The organism is Streptomyces sp. MMCC 100 (genome assembly GCF_041538145.2).
Classification (GTDB): Bacteria; Actinomycetota; Actinomycetes; order Streptomycetales; family Streptomycetaceae; genus Streptomyces.
This window is the reverse complement of record NZ_JBGORK020000001.1, coordinates 4,163,166-4,176,570: the sequence shown is the minus strand read 5'-3', so window position 1 is coordinate 4,176,570 and position 13,405 is coordinate 4,163,166. Positions and strand designations below refer to the sequence as shown.

12 protein-coding genes are annotated in these 13,405 nt (G+C 72.8%); 5 read left to right on the top strand and 7 right to left on the bottom strand.

Annotated elements, in window-relative coordinates:
- Nucleotides 1–43 precede the first annotated feature (43 nt).
- Genes ABS735_RS19420 through ABS735_RS19405 form a run of 4 tightly spaced genes read right to left on the bottom strand, consistent with a single transcriptional unit; the run spans nt 44 to nt 4,602 of the window.
- Nucleotides 44–1,246, bottom strand: coding sequence for an ROK family transcriptional regulator (locus tag ABS735_RS19420; protein WP_373903424.1), 1,203 nt, complete (start codon nt 1,244–1,246; stop codon nt 44–46).
- A gap of 18 nt (nt 1,247–1,264) precedes the next feature.
- On the bottom strand, nt 1,265–2,149 hold the full coding sequence (locus ABS735_RS19415; protein ID WP_104632835.1) for a carbohydrate ABC transporter permease: 885 nt from the start codon (nt 2,147–2,149) through the stop codon (nt 1,265–1,267).
- The gene (locus tag ABS735_RS19410; protein WP_373903150.1) at nt 2,146–3,165 is read right to left on the bottom strand and encodes a carbohydrate ABC transporter permease; all 1,020 of its coding nucleotides are present in this window, start codon (nt 3,163–3,165) and stop codon (nt 2,146–2,148) included. Before ABS735_RS19410 ends, ABS735_RS19415 begins: the two co-directional genes overlap by 4 nt.
- Nucleotides 3,166–3,198: 33 nt before the next feature.
- Nucleotides 3,199–4,602: an ABC transporter substrate-binding protein gene (locus ABS735_RS19405; protein WP_373903151.1), complete on the bottom strand. Its 1,404-nt coding sequence runs from the start codon at nt 4,600–4,602 to the stop codon at nt 3,199–3,201.
- A 188-nt stretch (nt 4,603–4,790) separates the two neighbouring features.
- Here ABS735_RS19405 and ABS735_RS19400 point away from each other — a divergent pair, with 188 nt between their 5' ends.
- Genes ABS735_RS19400 through ABS735_RS19385 form a run of 4 tightly spaced genes read left to right on the top strand, consistent with a single transcriptional unit; the run spans nt 4,791 to nt 10,037 of the window.
- Nucleotides 4,791–5,837 (top strand): zinc-dependent alcohol dehydrogenase, encoded by a 1,047-nt coding sequence (locus ABS735_RS19400; protein ID WP_373903425.1) that lies wholly within the window; start codon nt 4,791–4,793, stop codon nt 5,835–5,837.
- Between the two features lie 38 nt (nt 5,838–5,875).
- Complete coding sequence (locus ABS735_RS19395) at nt 5,876–6,676, top strand: sugar phosphate isomerase/epimerase family protein (RefSeq protein WP_373903153.1); 801 nt, start codon at nt 5,876–5,878, stop codon at nt 6,674–6,676.
- On the top strand, nt 6,673–8,112 hold the full coding sequence (locus tag ABS735_RS19390; RefSeq protein ID WP_373903154.1) for an MGH1-like glycoside hydrolase domain-containing protein: 1,440 nt from the start codon (nt 6,673–6,675) through the stop codon (nt 8,110–8,112). Before ABS735_RS19395 ends, ABS735_RS19390 begins: the two co-directional genes overlap by 4 nt.
- Nucleotides 8,109–10,037: an amylo-alpha-1,6-glucosidase gene (locus ABS735_RS19385; RefSeq protein ID WP_373903155.1), complete on the top strand. Its 1,929-nt coding sequence runs from the start codon at nt 8,109–8,111 to the stop codon at nt 10,035–10,037. Before ABS735_RS19390 ends, ABS735_RS19385 begins: the two co-directional genes overlap by 4 nt.
- 145 nt (nt 10,038–10,182) lie before the next feature.
- Here ABS735_RS19385 and ABS735_RS19380 read toward each other — a convergent pair whose 3' ends face one another.
- A complete protein-coding gene (locus ABS735_RS19380) occupies nt 10,183–10,623 on the bottom strand; it encodes a hypothetical protein (RefSeq protein ID WP_373903156.1) in 441 nt (146 codons plus the stop codon).
- A 238-nt stretch (nt 10,624–10,861) separates the two neighbouring features.
- On the opposite strand from ABS735_RS19380, the gene ABS735_RS19375 reads away from it, so the two are divergent.
- The gene (locus ABS735_RS19375) at nt 10,862–11,791 is read left to right on the top strand and encodes a GNAT family N-acetyltransferase (protein WP_373903157.1); all 930 of its coding nucleotides are present in this window, start codon (nt 10,862–10,864) and stop codon (nt 11,789–11,791) included.
- A 96-nt stretch (nt 11,792–11,887) separates the two neighbouring features.
- Here ABS735_RS19375 and ABS735_RS19370 read toward each other — a convergent pair whose 3' ends face one another.
- Nucleotides 11,888–12,538 carry a GntR family transcriptional regulator gene (locus ABS735_RS19370; RefSeq protein WP_373903158.1) on the bottom strand — a complete coding sequence of 217 codons (651 nt, stop codon included), beginning with the start codon at nt 12,536–12,538 and terminating at the stop codon, nt 11,888–11,890.
- 125 nt (nt 12,539–12,663) lie between these two features.
- Nucleotides 12,664–13,389, bottom strand: a complete 726-nt coding sequence (locus ABS735_RS19365) for an aspartate/glutamate racemase family protein (protein ID WP_164415378.1) — start codon at nt 13,387–13,389, stop codon at nt 12,664–12,666.
- Between the last annotated feature and the right edge of the window lie 16 nt (nt 13,390–13,405).

The following is a 13,405-nucleotide window of genomic DNA, read 5'->3' as shown; positions in this document are numbered from 1 at the left end:
TTCGAAGGTCACCCGGCGACCCGTCGGGGACGACGGGCGGCGGTCATGAGGCGAGGCGTTCGAGCCGGGCGTCGGCGCCGGCGGGGGAGTAGAGGTGCTCCACGACCATGGCGGCGGCCCCGACGAGGCCCGCGTGGTCGCCGAGCCGCGAGGTGACGACCTGGAGGTTGGCGGTCGCGCGGGGCATCGCCCGCTGGTAGACCAACTCCCGCACCCCGGTGAGGAAGGGCACCCCGGCCAGCTCTCCGGCGATCATGAGGACCCCGGGATTGAGCAGGGTCACGACGGTCACCAGGACCTCGCCCACCCGTCGTCCCGCCTCCCGGGCCAGCCGGACCGCGTCGGGGTGCCCCTCGTTGAGCAGCCGCCTGACATCCCGTCCGGACGTGGTGTCCTGGCCGAGGGCGGCCAGTTCCCTGGCGATCGCCCGCCCACTGGCCACGGCCGCGAGGCAGCCGTGGGAGCCGCACATGCACAGTGCGTCGGACCGGTCGTGCAGGCGGATGTGCCCGATGTCGCCCGCCCCGCCGTCGATGCCGCGGTAGAGGTGGTCGCCGATGACGACGCCCGCGCCGATGCCCGTGGACACCTTCAGCAGCACGAAGGAGGCGCAGTCGCGGTGGTTGGCCTGGTGTTCGGCCAGTGCCATGAGATTGGCGTCGTTGTCCACGAGGACCGGCACGGCCTCGGCGGCCGCCGGATCCAGGCCGAGGCGGGCCGCGTACGCCTCCTGCAGCCGCTCCCGGATGGGGTAGCGGTCCCAGCCGGGCATGATGGGCGGCTCGATCACCCGCCCGGACTCCCAGTCGACCGGACCGGGTACCGACAGGCCGATGCCCGCCACGTGGGACGCCGGGACACCGGCCGCGGCGATCAGGTCCGGGAACCAGTCGGCGAGCCGCTCCAGGACACGGTCGGGGCCCGCGCCGACGTCCATCGGACCGGTGTGCTCGGCCAGGATGTTGCCGGCCAGGTCGAGCACCGCGGCGCGGGCGTGGCGGGTCTCCAGGTCGAAGGCGATGACCGAGGCGTGGCCGGGGTCGAAGACGATCCGGTGCGAGGGGCGTCCGCCGGTGGAGGTACCCGTGCTGTGGCGCAGCCACCCGGCGCGGTTGAGCAGGTCGAGGCGCTGCCCGACGGTGGAGCGGGACAGGCCGGTCGCCTGCTGGAGGTCGGCCCGCGTGTTGGCGCGGCCGCTGCGGATCAGGTGCAGCAGTTCGCCGGCGCTGGCCTGACTTGACGTCATCATGGAGTCCCCCACGGCTCAACTCTTGTCGGCGCCGCTGGTCAGCCCCTCGGTGAGCAGGCGTTCGGCGGCGAAGAACAGAAGTACCACGGGGATCGTCAGCACCACGGAACCGGCCATGAGGACGGTCTTGGGCACCTCGATGCCGTTGGACAGCTGGGCCAGGCCCAGGGAGACGGTCCACTGACCGGGGTCGGCGGCCAGGAACAGCAGCGCGAAGAGGAACTCGTTCCAGGCGATCATGAAGACGTACAGGCCGGTCGCCATGAGCGAGGGCAGGGCCAGCGGCAGAATCACCTTGCGCACGGTCTGCAGGCGGGAGCATCCGTCGAGCGCCGCCGCCTCCTCGATGGAGGCGGGGATGGTGACGAGGTAGTTCTTCAGCATGTAGATCGACACCGGCACGGTCTGCGCGACGTACACGACGGCGAGGCCGACCAGGCTGGAGGAGAGGCCGATCTTCGCGAAGATCACGAAGAGCGGCACGGCCAGCAGTGTCGCCGGGAAGAGGTAGACGGCCAGGAAGAGCGCGCTGACCTGACGGTGGCCGAAGAACTTCAGCCGGCTCACCGCGTAGGCGCCGGGCACGGCGGCCACGAGGGTCAGCACCACCGTGCCGAGCGAGACCAGCGCGGAGTTGAGCAGGAACTTCAGGAAGCCCTGGCCGCCGTCGTCGGTGGAGCGCAGCACGTCCCGGTAGGTGGAGAGGGTGAAGTCCTTGGCCGAGATCCACAGGGAGCCGGGGTCGAGCAGGAGCGCGTCGATGGGCTTCAGCGACAGCAGCACCATGTAGTAGAACGGCAGGAGGGTGATCACGGCGAGGAACGCGATGACGATCCAGCGCGCGACGCCGAAGAACCTCTCCTCGAACCGGGCCCGGGTCAGGGCCGTCTTGCCGGTCACGCTTCCTCCTGGACCTTGTTGCCGAAGAACTTGAAGTAGAAGCCCAGCAGGATCATCAGCGAGAGCGCCAGGACGAGCGCCTGCGCGGCCGCCGCTCCCACGTCGTAGCGGGCGGTGAGGAAGTCGTAGACGCGTACGGCGGCCACGTCGGTGCCGGCGCCGCCGCCGGTGAGCAGGTAGACGTCGTCGAACTTGTTGAACGTCATGATGAAGCGCAGCACGCACAGCAGCGCGATCACCGGCATCAGCTGGGGCAGCAGCACGTGCCGGAACCGCTGGGTCGGCGTGGCGCCGTCGACCAGCGCGGCCTCCTCCAGGGTGTCGGGCACCGCCTGCAACCGGGCCAGGATGAACAGGAAGGCGAAGGGGAAGTACCGCCAGCACTCGAAGACGATGACGGTCAGCAGCGCCGGGGGGATGTCGAAGTGCAGCCCCAGCAGGTCGACTTCGTATTCCCGGGTCGACAGGAAGGCGATCGGGTCGTCCCAGCCGAACAGCCGGCGGCCCCAGTCGTTGACCACGCCGTACTGCGGGCTGAGCGCGACCTCCCAGACGAAGGCCACGGCGACGACCGGCGCGACGTACGGGAGCAGCATCGCCGCGCGCAGCAGTCCGCGGCCCCTGAACGGCTTGCGCAGGGCGAGCGCGGCGACCAGGCCGAGGACCACTGAGCCGAGCGTGGCGCCCGCGGTGTACAGCAGGGTGGTGCCGAGGCTGGACCAGAAGCCGGCCGAGTCGAAGACCTGCGAGAAGTTGTCCAGGGACCAGTTGCCGAACAGGCCCATGCCCTGGATGTCGACGAGCCTGGCCTTCTGGAAGGCCAGCAGCACGGTCCACGCGATGGGCAGCACGACCACCACGAGGACGACGAGGAAGGTGGGGGAGACGAACGCGAGTCCCGCGCGGTTGGCGCGCCGGCTCGCGGTCAGCGGGCGGCGGCCCGATGCGGCGGGCCGGTCCGTGGACCGGGGGCTGGTGTCCCGGCGCTGCGGTGCGCCGGCTGGGGCTGTGGGCATGAGAGACCTTCGTGATGTGCAGGCGGCGGGCGGCTACTGCAGGGACTTCTTGAGGGCGGCGACCTCTTCGTCGGCGTCGCGCGCCGCCTCGGACGGGGAGCTCTGACCGCTGGTCATGGCGCCGACGGCCTTCGGCACGGGCAGTTCGCCGTTGGTGGCACCGACGAGGGCACCCTCGCCCTGGGTGATGCCCCAGCGGCGCATGTTGCTGACGCCGTCGGCGAGCTGGTCCAGCAGGGTCTTGGGGAAGACCTCGTCCAGGGGCTTGCGGGTGTCCACGCCGATGTCGCTGTGCCGCCAGGCGTCCAGGTAGCGCTCGGGTTCGGCGGCCGTGCCCTTGCGGACCGGGATCTTGCCCTCGGGCGCCATGCCGAACCAGGACTCGTAGCCGGTGCCCATCATGTACTCGATGAACTCGCGGGACGCCGCCGTCTCGGCCGTCTTGGTGGTCACCCAGGACGTGATCTCGCCGAACTGGGCCGCGTCCTCGGCGTCGGGGCCCCGCATGGCGGTGACGATGCCGCTGTTGTCCGACAGGTACTGGGGGTCCTTCGCGCACTGGGGGCAGCTGGGCAGGGCGTCCTTGCGCAGTCCGGCGAGTTCGTCGAGCAGGAACGAGGACCAGATCACCATGGAGGACCGGCCCGCGAAGTAGGTCGCGCGGGTGGAGTCCACGGTCTGGGTGCCCGGGGCGCCGTAGGCGCGGGCCAGCTGGTCGTAGGCGCGGAAGGCCTCCTCGCAGCGCGGGGATTCGAGGGCGACCTCGTGCCGGTCGTCGACCAGTTGGCAGTCGTTGGCCAGGGCGAGACTCTCGAAGCTCTGGGAGGTGAAGACGTCGCTGGGATCGGTCGCCGCCGAGATGCCGTCGTGCCCCTTGGTGGTGAGCGCCTCGGCGGCGGCCAGCGCCTTCGCGTACGTGTCGGGGGCGGGCAGGTCCTTCTGCCCGAACTGGTCCTTGCGGTAGACCAGCAGCTGGAGCCAGGCGTCGGAGGGCACACCGAGGCTGGTGCCGCCGTCGGACGTCAGCTCCAGCGCGTTGGCGTTGAAGGTGTCGCGCCCGAGCCCGTCGACGATCCGCTTCGGGATGTCGGTGTTCAGCAGGCCGTTGCTGTACATCTGCCAGACCTGGCCCATCGGCGCGGCGCCGATGACGTCGGGCAGGGTGCCCGAGGCCGCCGCCGACATGATGAGCTGCGGCATCTGCCCCTCGTCGACCCCGACGAGTTTCACCTTGACGCCGGTCTTCTTCTCGAACCCGTCGATGACCTTCTGCGTCGCGGCGACGCGGTCGGGCAGGTTCTCCTGCGACCAGACCGTGATCTCACGGTCCGGCTTGCCGGGCCCGGTGCTGCTCGCGCAGCCCGAGAGCAACCCGATTCCCAAGGCTGCCGTGACGCCGACCGCGATCGTCCTCGACCGCAGGGTCCTGATGCGCATTGAGTGTCCTCGTTCCGGCTTACGTCTGCTCGCCACGCATCACAGCATCACTTTTGCTTGTTGACAAGACATAAGTTGCGGATATTGTCGACGCAACCGCATCAGCAACCCTTCCGGAGCCGTCCGTGTCATCCGTGCCGCCCGTGCAGCCCGTGTCATCCGTGTCGCCGGTGTCGTCCGCGTCGCCCGTGGAGCGCGTCGTCCAGTTCACCGGGCCCCGCCAGGTGGAGGTGGCCGAGCACACCAGGGCCGAACTGCCGCCCGGTCACCTGCGGGTCCGCACCCGCTACTCGGGCATCTCGGCCGGCACCGAGCTGACCGCCTACCGCGGCACCAACCCGTACCTGACCCGGACCTGGGACCCCGAGGCGCGCCTGTTCCGCGACGGGGCGCCCGGCATCGAGTACCCGGTGGCCGGCTGGGGCTACTCCGAGGTCGGCGAGGTCGTCGAGGTCTCCCCGGAGCTGGCCGGCACCCCGGGCCTGCCGGTCCCCGGCGACCTGGTCTGGGGCATCTGGGGCCACCGCAGCGAGGGCATCGTCCCCGCCGAGCGCATGGTCGGCCACACCCTGCCGGCCGGCCTCGAACCGCTGGCCGGTGCCTTCGCCCGGGTCGGCGCCATCGCGTACAACGCCGTCCTGGCCGGTGACATCCACCTCGGCGAGGACGTCGCCGTGTTCGGGCAGGGCGTCATCGGTCTGCTCACCACGCGGCTCGCCCGGCTCAGCGGCGCCCGCGTCACCGCCGTCGACGCCCTCGACGGCCGCCTGGAGACCGCGAAGCACTACGGTGCCCAGCACACCCTCAACGCCCGCACCGACGCCGTCGCCGAACGCGTCCGCGAGGCCACCGGCGGCCTCGGTGCCGACCTCGCCATCGAGATCAGCGGCGCCTACCCGGCCCTGCACGAGGCGCTGCGCTCGGTCGCCGCCGGGGGCCGGGTGGTGGCCTCCGGCTTCTACCAGGGCGACGGCATCGGCCTGCGCCTCGGCGACGAGTTCCACCACAACCGGGTCCAGCTCGTCTGCTCCCAGATCGGCGGCGTCCCGCCCCAGCTGTCGAACCGCTGGAGTGTCGAACGCCTCCAGCAGACCTTCCTGCGTCTGGTCGCCGAGGGCCAGGTGGACGTCGACTCCCTGGTGAGCCACGTCGTCCCCGTCGCCGACGCCGCAGACGCCTACGTACTGCTGGACGAGCGGCCCGCCGAGGCGCTGCAGGTCGTCCTGGAATTCTGAGACCGGCTCCCGAGACCGGACATTTCGAAAGGCCCCCCATGCTCAAGACCGCCGTCCAGGAACAACTCCTGCCCGGAGACACCCTGCAGGCCAAGTGGGACTTCGCGCAGCAGGCCGGCTACGACGCGATCGAACTGCGCGGCAAGGGCGACTTCCACTTCGCCTCCCGGCGCGAGGAACTGAGGCAGGCCCGCGAGGACGGGGTCGTCATGCCGACCGTCTGCGTCGACATGCCGCACTTCCTCGGCGCCTTCGACGAGGAGCTGCGCCGCGACGCCGTCGCCCAGATGAAGTCGCAGCTCAGCGTGATCGCCGAGATCGGCGGAGTGGGCGCCCAGACCCCCGCCTCGTACGGCATGTTCTCCCGCCGGCTGCCGCCCTTCGAGCCGCCGCGCACCGAGGAGGAGGACCGCGAGGTGCTCCTCGCCGGGCTCACCGAACTCGGCGAGCACGCCCGCAAGGAGGGCGTCACGCTCTTCCTGGAGCCGCTCAACCGCTACGAGGACCACATGGTCAACCGGCTCGACCAGGCAGCCGACCTGATCCGCGCCGTCGGCCTGGACTCGGTCCGTATCGGCATCGACAGCTACCACATGAACATCGAGGAGACCGACCCCGCGGCCGCGATCGTCGCCCACGCCGACGTCATCGGCCACGCCCAGGTCTCCGACTCCAACCGCTTCCAGCCCGGCGCCGGACACCTCGACTGGCCCGCCTGGCTCAGCGCCCTGCACACCGCCGGCTACGACGGCCACCTCGCCCTCGAATCCCGGCTGACCGGCGACCCCGTCCAGGCCGTGCGCTCCGTCCCCGCCTTCCTCAAGAGGTCGGGCGCGTGAACTCCCCCCTGGACCTCCTGGACCGGCCCGCGCCCACCGCGCCCGCGGACCTGACCCTGCGGCGCGGTGCGGCGCGGGTCCTCATCGACAACTGGACCGGCGCCTCCACCGTCCCCTCCCGCACCCTCTACCCGCACCAGTGGAGCTGGGACTCCGCCTTCGTCGCCATCGGACTGCGCCACCTCTCGGTGCGCCGCGCCCAGCGGGAACTGGAGTCCCTGCTGGCCGCGCAGTGGGCCGACGGACGCGTGCCCCACATCGTCTTCAACCCCGCCCTGCCGCACGACGCCTACTTCCCGAGTCCCGACTTCTGGCGCTCCTCCACGGCGGGCCGGGCCGCCGGCGCCCCCTCGTCCGTCGAGACCTCCGGCATCGTCCAGCCGCCCGTGCACGCCCTGGCCGCCTGGCTCGTCCACCGGGCCGACCCGGCCGAGTCCCGGCGCCGCGGCTTCCTCGCCCGGGTCCGGCCGAGGCTCGCCGCCTGGCACGACTACCTGCTCGACCGCCGCGACCTCGGCGGGGGCGGCCTCGCGGCCGTCGTCCACCCGTGGGAACCCGGCATGGACAACAGCCCCAGCTGGGACCGGGCCCTGAAGCGGGTCGAACCCAGCCCGCCCGACGCCTTCCGGCGCGCCGACCTCGACCACGGCCACCCCGCCGACCGGCCCACCGACCTCGACTACGGCCGGTACGTCCGGCTGGCCACCGAATACCGGGAAGCGGGCTACGACGACCGTGTCGTACGGCACCGGTTCGCCGTGGAGGACCCGGCCTTCAACGCACTGCTGATCGTGAGCGAACTGGCCCTGGCCGCCATGGCACGCGAACTGGGGCGGCCCGCACGGCGGCACACCGAGCGGGCCGCCGAGCTGACCCGGGCGCTGGTGGACCGGCTCTGGGACGAGGAGGCCGGCCTGTTCCGCGTGCGCGACCTGCACTGCGGCACACCGGTCGACGAGCGGACCGTCAGCGGACTGATCCCGCTCCTGGTCCCGCACCTGCCGCGGGACGTCGTCCGGCGGCTGCACGCCACGCTCACCGGACCGCACTTCAGCGCGCCGGCCACCGACCTGGTCCCCAGCTACGACCTCACCGGGCACGCCTTCCACCCCACCCGGTACTGGCGCGGTCCCGCCTGGTTCAACACGGCCTGGCTGATCGAGCGCGGGCTGCGCACCCACGGCCTCGCACCGGACGCCGAACGCCTGCGCGCCGGATTCCTCGCCGAGGCCGGACGCTCCGGGTTCGCCGAGTACGTCGCCCCCACCACCGGCGCGGCCTGCGGCACCCGGCACTTCTCCTGGACCGCGGCCCTCACGCTCGACCTGCTGAGCGCCGACCCGGCGGAGCACGACCGCACGGACCACGACCGCACGGACCACGACCCGGTGGGCCCCGACCCGATGGACCACGACTCGATGGAGCCCCTGCCATGACCGCGGCCGACCCCCGCGTCCAACTGGTCCGCGACGCCACCTTCGTGCGCCTCGGCACCGACGGCGAGATCAGCGGTGTCCGCGGATCGGCGCCCGACGGGCTGTTCTTCCAGGACGCCCGGCACCTCAGCCGCTGGCGCCTCACCGTCGACGGCACCGCGCCCACCGCACTGGTGCCCGCCACGCCGGAGGACGACGACACGGCCGCCTGCGTGCTGACCCCCGAGGGCACCCGCGACCACCCGCCCGCGTACACGGTCTTCCGGCGGCAGAGCGTCACCGAGGGCACCTTCACCGAACATTTGAGCCTGGTCGGCAACCGGCCCGAACCCGTGACCGCCCGCCTCGACCTCACCGTCGACGCCGACTTCGCCGACCTCTTCGAACTCCGCGCCGACGACCGCCACTACGTCAAGCCCGGCGCGGAGCACGCGACCCACGACACGGACGACGGGCTGCTGTTCAGCTACCGGCGAGCCGACTGGCACGCCCGGACGGAACTCACCTGCCGTCCGGCCCCGGACACGGCGGCGCCCGCGCCGACGGAACCGCAGGGAGCCACCGCCAGGACCCTGACCTGGCACCTGCCCCTCGACGCACACGGCCGGGCCGACCTGCACCTGACCGTCCGCGCACACCCGCACGGACGGCCCCTGCCCGCCGCCCCCGGCGCCGCGCCGCGTCCGCGACGGCACGAATCCGCGGCGGACGATCTGACGCGGACCTGCGAACGAGGTCTCGCCGACCTCGATCTGCTCACCATCCCGGTCCCCGGCGTCGACGGTGACGACGTGCGCGTCCCGGCCGCCGGTATCCCGTGGTTCCTCACCCTGTTCGGCCGCGACTCGCTGCTGACCGCGTACTTCCTGCTGCCGTACCGGCCCGCGACGGCCGCCGCCGTCCTCAGCGCGCTCGCCGCCACCCAGGGACAGCGGCACGACCCCTTCAGCGGCGAGCAGCCCGGACGCATCGTCCACGAGACCCGGCACGGCGAACTCGCCCACTTCCGGCAGGTCCCGTACGGCCGGTACTACGGGGCCGTCGACGCCACCCCGCTCTTCCTCGTCCTGCTCCACGCCCACCACGAGGTGACCGGCGACCGGGCCCTGGCCGAGCGCCTGGAACGGCACGCCCGGCGGGCCGTGGACTGGATGCTCACCGACGGCGGCCTGGAGAAGCACGGGTACCTCGTGTACAGCCCCGACCCGGGCGGGCTGGTCAACCAGAACTGGAAGGACTCCGCCGGCGCCGTCTGCTTCAGCGACGGAACCCAGGCCGAGGGCCCCGTCGCGGTCTGCGAGGCGCAGGGCTACGCCTACGACGCACTCCTGCGCACGGCCCGACTCGCCGACGGCGTCTGGCGGGACGCGCCCTACGCACACCGGCTGCGCGAGATCGCCGCCCGGCTGCGGGACCGCTTCACCGCCGACTTCTGGATGGCGGAGGCGGACTTCCCCGCCCTCGCCCTGGACGGGGACGGCCGCCAGGTCGACGCGCTGGCCTCGGACGCCGGGCACCTGCTCTGGTCGGGCATCCTCGACGCGGAGCGCTCCCGACGGGTGGGCCGGCGGCTGCTGGAGCCGGACTTCTTCTCCGGCTGGGCGATCCGCACCCTCGCCGCGGGCCAGCGCCCGTATCACCCCTTGTCGTACCACCGGGGCAGTGCCTGGCCGCACGACAACGCGGTCATCGCCCTGGGGCTGGCCCGCCAGGGCCTCACCGCCGAGGTGCGCACCGTCGCCGGGGGTCTCGTCGCGGCGGCAGCCCACCACGGCCACCGGCTGCCCGAGGTCCTCGCCGGTTACGACCGCTCCGCCACCGCCGCCCCGGTCCCCTACCCCCACTCCTGCTCACCGCAGGCCTGGGCCGCCGCCACCCCGCTGGCCCTGCGCACGGCGCTGGGACGGGAACCGCTCAGTCCCTGACCGTCCTCGGGCCCGCGGCTGCCGCCGTGCTCGCGCGGACGACGAGGCGGGGTTCCACCGACGCCGGTTCGGGCGCGGTCTCCGGGGCCGTCGAGTGAGCCATCCCCACCCGGAACCGGAACCCGGACCGCGTCCGCAGCCGCCCCTACTGGGGGGCCGGGCGGGCGCGGTCCTGGTCCGGGGCACCGGTGTGCCGACGGCACGACGCGTCGTGCCGTGTGCCCAGAGAGGTCCACCACCGCTCGCAGCAGTCGTCCTGGACCGGGACGCGGGCGGCGGCGGGGCGGGTGCACTCCGGGCCGTGGTCGGCGCCGTAGGAGTGCCGCCAGAACGCGCAGCACGGCTCGAGAACCGCCCCGAGCGGCTGCCGCGGGTGAGGGCGGCCCAAACGCTCGGCCCGCTGTGCCAGAGCGACGCTTCGCCGGTGCAGCGCGCCCTCACGTGCGGCGCACCAGGCGAACACGGCGGCGGCGTACAGGCCGGGCAGGGCGAGCCAGGGGTGGTGGGCGGCCGCGTATCCGGCGGCGGCGAGAAGGAGCACGGCGGCGGCACGGCACGCACGGGCGGTGCGCAGGCTCGGCGTCACAGGGAACTCCCGTGGGTCGACGGGGGAGAAGGCCTCGGGCCATCCGTATGCCCCCGGTTCGCCGTCCTACGTCTGCGGACCACGTCTTGGGACCACGTCCTCGGGCTACGTCGGGTTACGTCTTCGTGCCAGGTCTTCGGACCACGTCTTCGCGCCAAGCCTTCGAGCCACGTCTTCGTGTCGCGTCCGGCGGAATATCCGTTGCGGTCACCCACCGCCGTCCCCGACCCTGCTCCTCATGCCCCCTGCCGACCTGCGGCCGGCCACGCTCGCCGACGCCCCCGCCATCACCGAACTCCTCAACGAGACAGACCGGATCGAGATCGGCCGCCCCGAGACCGACCAGCACACCGTCGAAGCCGACCTGAAGCACCCGCGGACGGATCTGACCCGGGACTCGTGGCTCGCCTTCGAGGGAGGCCGGCTGGTGGCGTACGGGCTGCTGTGGGACGAGTCCGGCGGGGAGCGCGTCGACATCGACCACTACGTGCTGCCCGAGCACCAGCGGGCCGGGCTGCGCATGCTCGAAGCCATGGAGGCCCGCGCCCTGGCCACGGCACGGGCGAACGGCGCGGAGCGTGCCGTCGTCCACCTGCACCTCAACGCCCGGCCCACGACCGACACCGCGCTCCTCACCGAGCGCGGCTGGAGTGTCGTGCGCACCCACCACGTACTGCGCCGCGCGCTGGACCCGGCGGCCGACCTCCCGCCCGAGGCCCCGGCGGGCGTGCGGGTGCGGGCGTGCACCACCGAGGCGGACCGCGTCAAGGCGCACGAGCTGTACCAGCGGTCGTTCGCCCAGCACTTCGACTTCCGGCCGCGCGAGTACCGGCTGTGGCTGGACGACATCGGCGCCGCGGGGCTGGACTGGTCCCTGGTGTGGATCGCCGGCACCGACGACCTGGGCGACGCCGGATTCCTGCTGGCCCGGGACGACCGCGAGGCCATGGGCTGGATCCGCGGCATCGGCGTGCTGCACGAGGCCCGGGGCCGCGGCCTGGGCGGCTTCCTCCTGCGCCACGCCTTCGCCCACTTCGCCGCGCGGGGCCGGGACACGGTGGGCCTCGGCGTCGACACCGCCAACGCGACGGGCGCCCCGCGGCTGTACGGCCGCAACGGTATGACGGTCCACTTCGCGGTCGACACCTGGGAGGCCGTGCTCGCCTGAGGGCACCGGGCCGGACGCGGCTCGGCGTCCTCAGGCGAGCACCGGCGGGCACAGCTCGTTTCGCACGGGACCGTCAGGGGCGGCCCCGCCACGGACTCAGGACCGCTCCTGCGCGTGGCGGCCCAGGGCCGCGCTGCGGCTCGTCGCCAGGTGATGGAGTACCAGTTCCTGGACGCGGTCCACATCGCGGGCCGCGATGGCCCGGTAGAGGGCGTCGTGTTCCAGGGCGACGGCGAGCAGGTCGTCGTGCTGGCCCAGCAGCCAGCGCAACCGGCTGCGCAGGACCCGCTCCAGCTCGTTGAGCAGCTCGTTCGCGGCCAGGGAGACGACGGTCTCGTGGAAGTCGGCGGCCGCCCGGCGGGCCCGCACCGCGTCGTTCGCGCGGGCCGCGTCGAGTTCGGCGTCCACCGTCGCGCGGAGCCGCTCCAGCCCCTCCCGCGTGTGCCGTTGGGCGGCGAGCCGGAACCCCAGCGTCTCCAGGCCCGAGCGGACCTCGTCCAGGTCGGCGATGTCGCTCGTGGTGAACTCCCGCACCACCGCCCAGCTCCGTGGCCGCGGAGTCACCAGTCCCTCCGAGACCAGGGTCTTGAGGGCCTCGCGGACGGGGAGCCGGCTCACGCCGAGGGACTCGGCCAGTTCGCGTTCGACCAGGCGGCTGCCGGGGGCCCGCACACCGTCGACGATCTCGTCGCGCAACCGCCGCGTGACCCGCTCGGACTCGGGCGTGAAGCCCTCTGACGCAGCCATCGCCGTCCTTCGTCTGTCTTCCCGTTCCCGGTACGCCGACCGCGCCGTGCGGAGCGGCGGTCGGGCGGCCCGTCAGAATACCCCGGGGGCCACGGACGGCCGGGGCGGGACGGCGCGACGACAGGTCAGCCCGCCTGCGGGGGCCAGTTGACGATCCGCTTGGGACGCGGGCGGGCGTAGGTGCGCACCTTGGACGTGGACAGGCCGAGCCGGACCAGGGACTCCGCGACCGTCACGGCGGCGGCCACCCCGTCGACCACGGGGACGCCGGTACGCTCCACCACGCGTTCGGCGAGACCGGCCATCCCTCCGCAGCCCAGGCAGATCACCTCGGCCCGGTCGTCCTCGACCGCGCGGGCGGCCTGTTCGGTGATGGCGTCCACGGCGGCCTGTTCGTCCCGCTCCAGTTCGAGCACGGCGAGCCCGCTGGCCCGCACCGAGGCGCACCTGGCGCTCAGTCCGGCCACCTCCAGCCGCTCCTCGATCAGAGGGACCGTACGGTCGAGGGTGGTGACGACGGAGTAGCGGCGGCCCAGGTACTGCGCGGTGCTCGCCGCCGCCTCGGTGATGTCGACGACGGGCACGTCGAGCAGTTCCTGGAGCCCTTCCCGCCCGTGTTCGCCGTAACCGGCCTGGATCACCGCGTCGAACGGCTCCGGATGGGCGCGGACGGCCTCCATCACCGCGACCGCGGCGAGGTAGCTCTCGTAGTTGCCCTCGACGGACTCCGCGCCGAAGGCCGGTGTCAGCGGCACGATCTCGGTGCCGGGGGAAGCGGCGCCGGCCGCCTGCTTGCCGATCGCGTCGGTGATGGACTGCGTGGTGTTGACGTTGACCACGAGGATGCGCATGGGTGGGCCTGGGCCT

Coding starts and splice junctions, on each gene's coding strand:
- ABS735_RS19420 (WP_373903424.1), bottom strand. CDS start 1,246: ATGACGTCAAGTCAGGCCAGCGCCGGCGAACTGCTGCACCTGATCCGC.
- ABS735_RS19410 (WP_373903150.1), bottom strand. CDS start 3,165: ATGCCCACAGCCCCAGCCGGCGCACCGCAGCGCCGGGACACCAGCCCC.
- ABS735_RS19405 (WP_373903151.1), bottom strand. CDS start 4,602: ATGCGCATCAGGACCCTGCGGTCGAGGACGATCGCGGTCGGCGTCACG.
- ABS735_RS19395 (WP_373903153.1), top strand. CDS start 5,876: ATGCTCAAGACCGCCGTCCAGGAACAACTCCTGCCCGGAGACACCCTG.
- ABS735_RS19385 (WP_373903155.1), top strand. CDS start 8,109: ATGACCGCGGCCGACCCCCGCGTCCAACTGGTCCGCGACGCCACCTTC.
- ABS735_RS19375 (WP_373903157.1), top strand. CDS start 10,862: ATGCCCCCTGCCGACCTGCGGCCGGCCACGCTCGCCGACGCCCCCGCC.
- ABS735_RS19370 (WP_373903158.1), bottom strand. CDS start 12,538: ATGGCTGCGTCAGAGGGCTTCACGCCCGAGTCCGAGCGGGTCACGCGG.
- ABS735_RS19365 (WP_164415378.1), bottom strand. CDS start 13,389: ATGCGCATCCTCGTGGTCAACGTCAACACCACGCAGTCCATCACCGAC.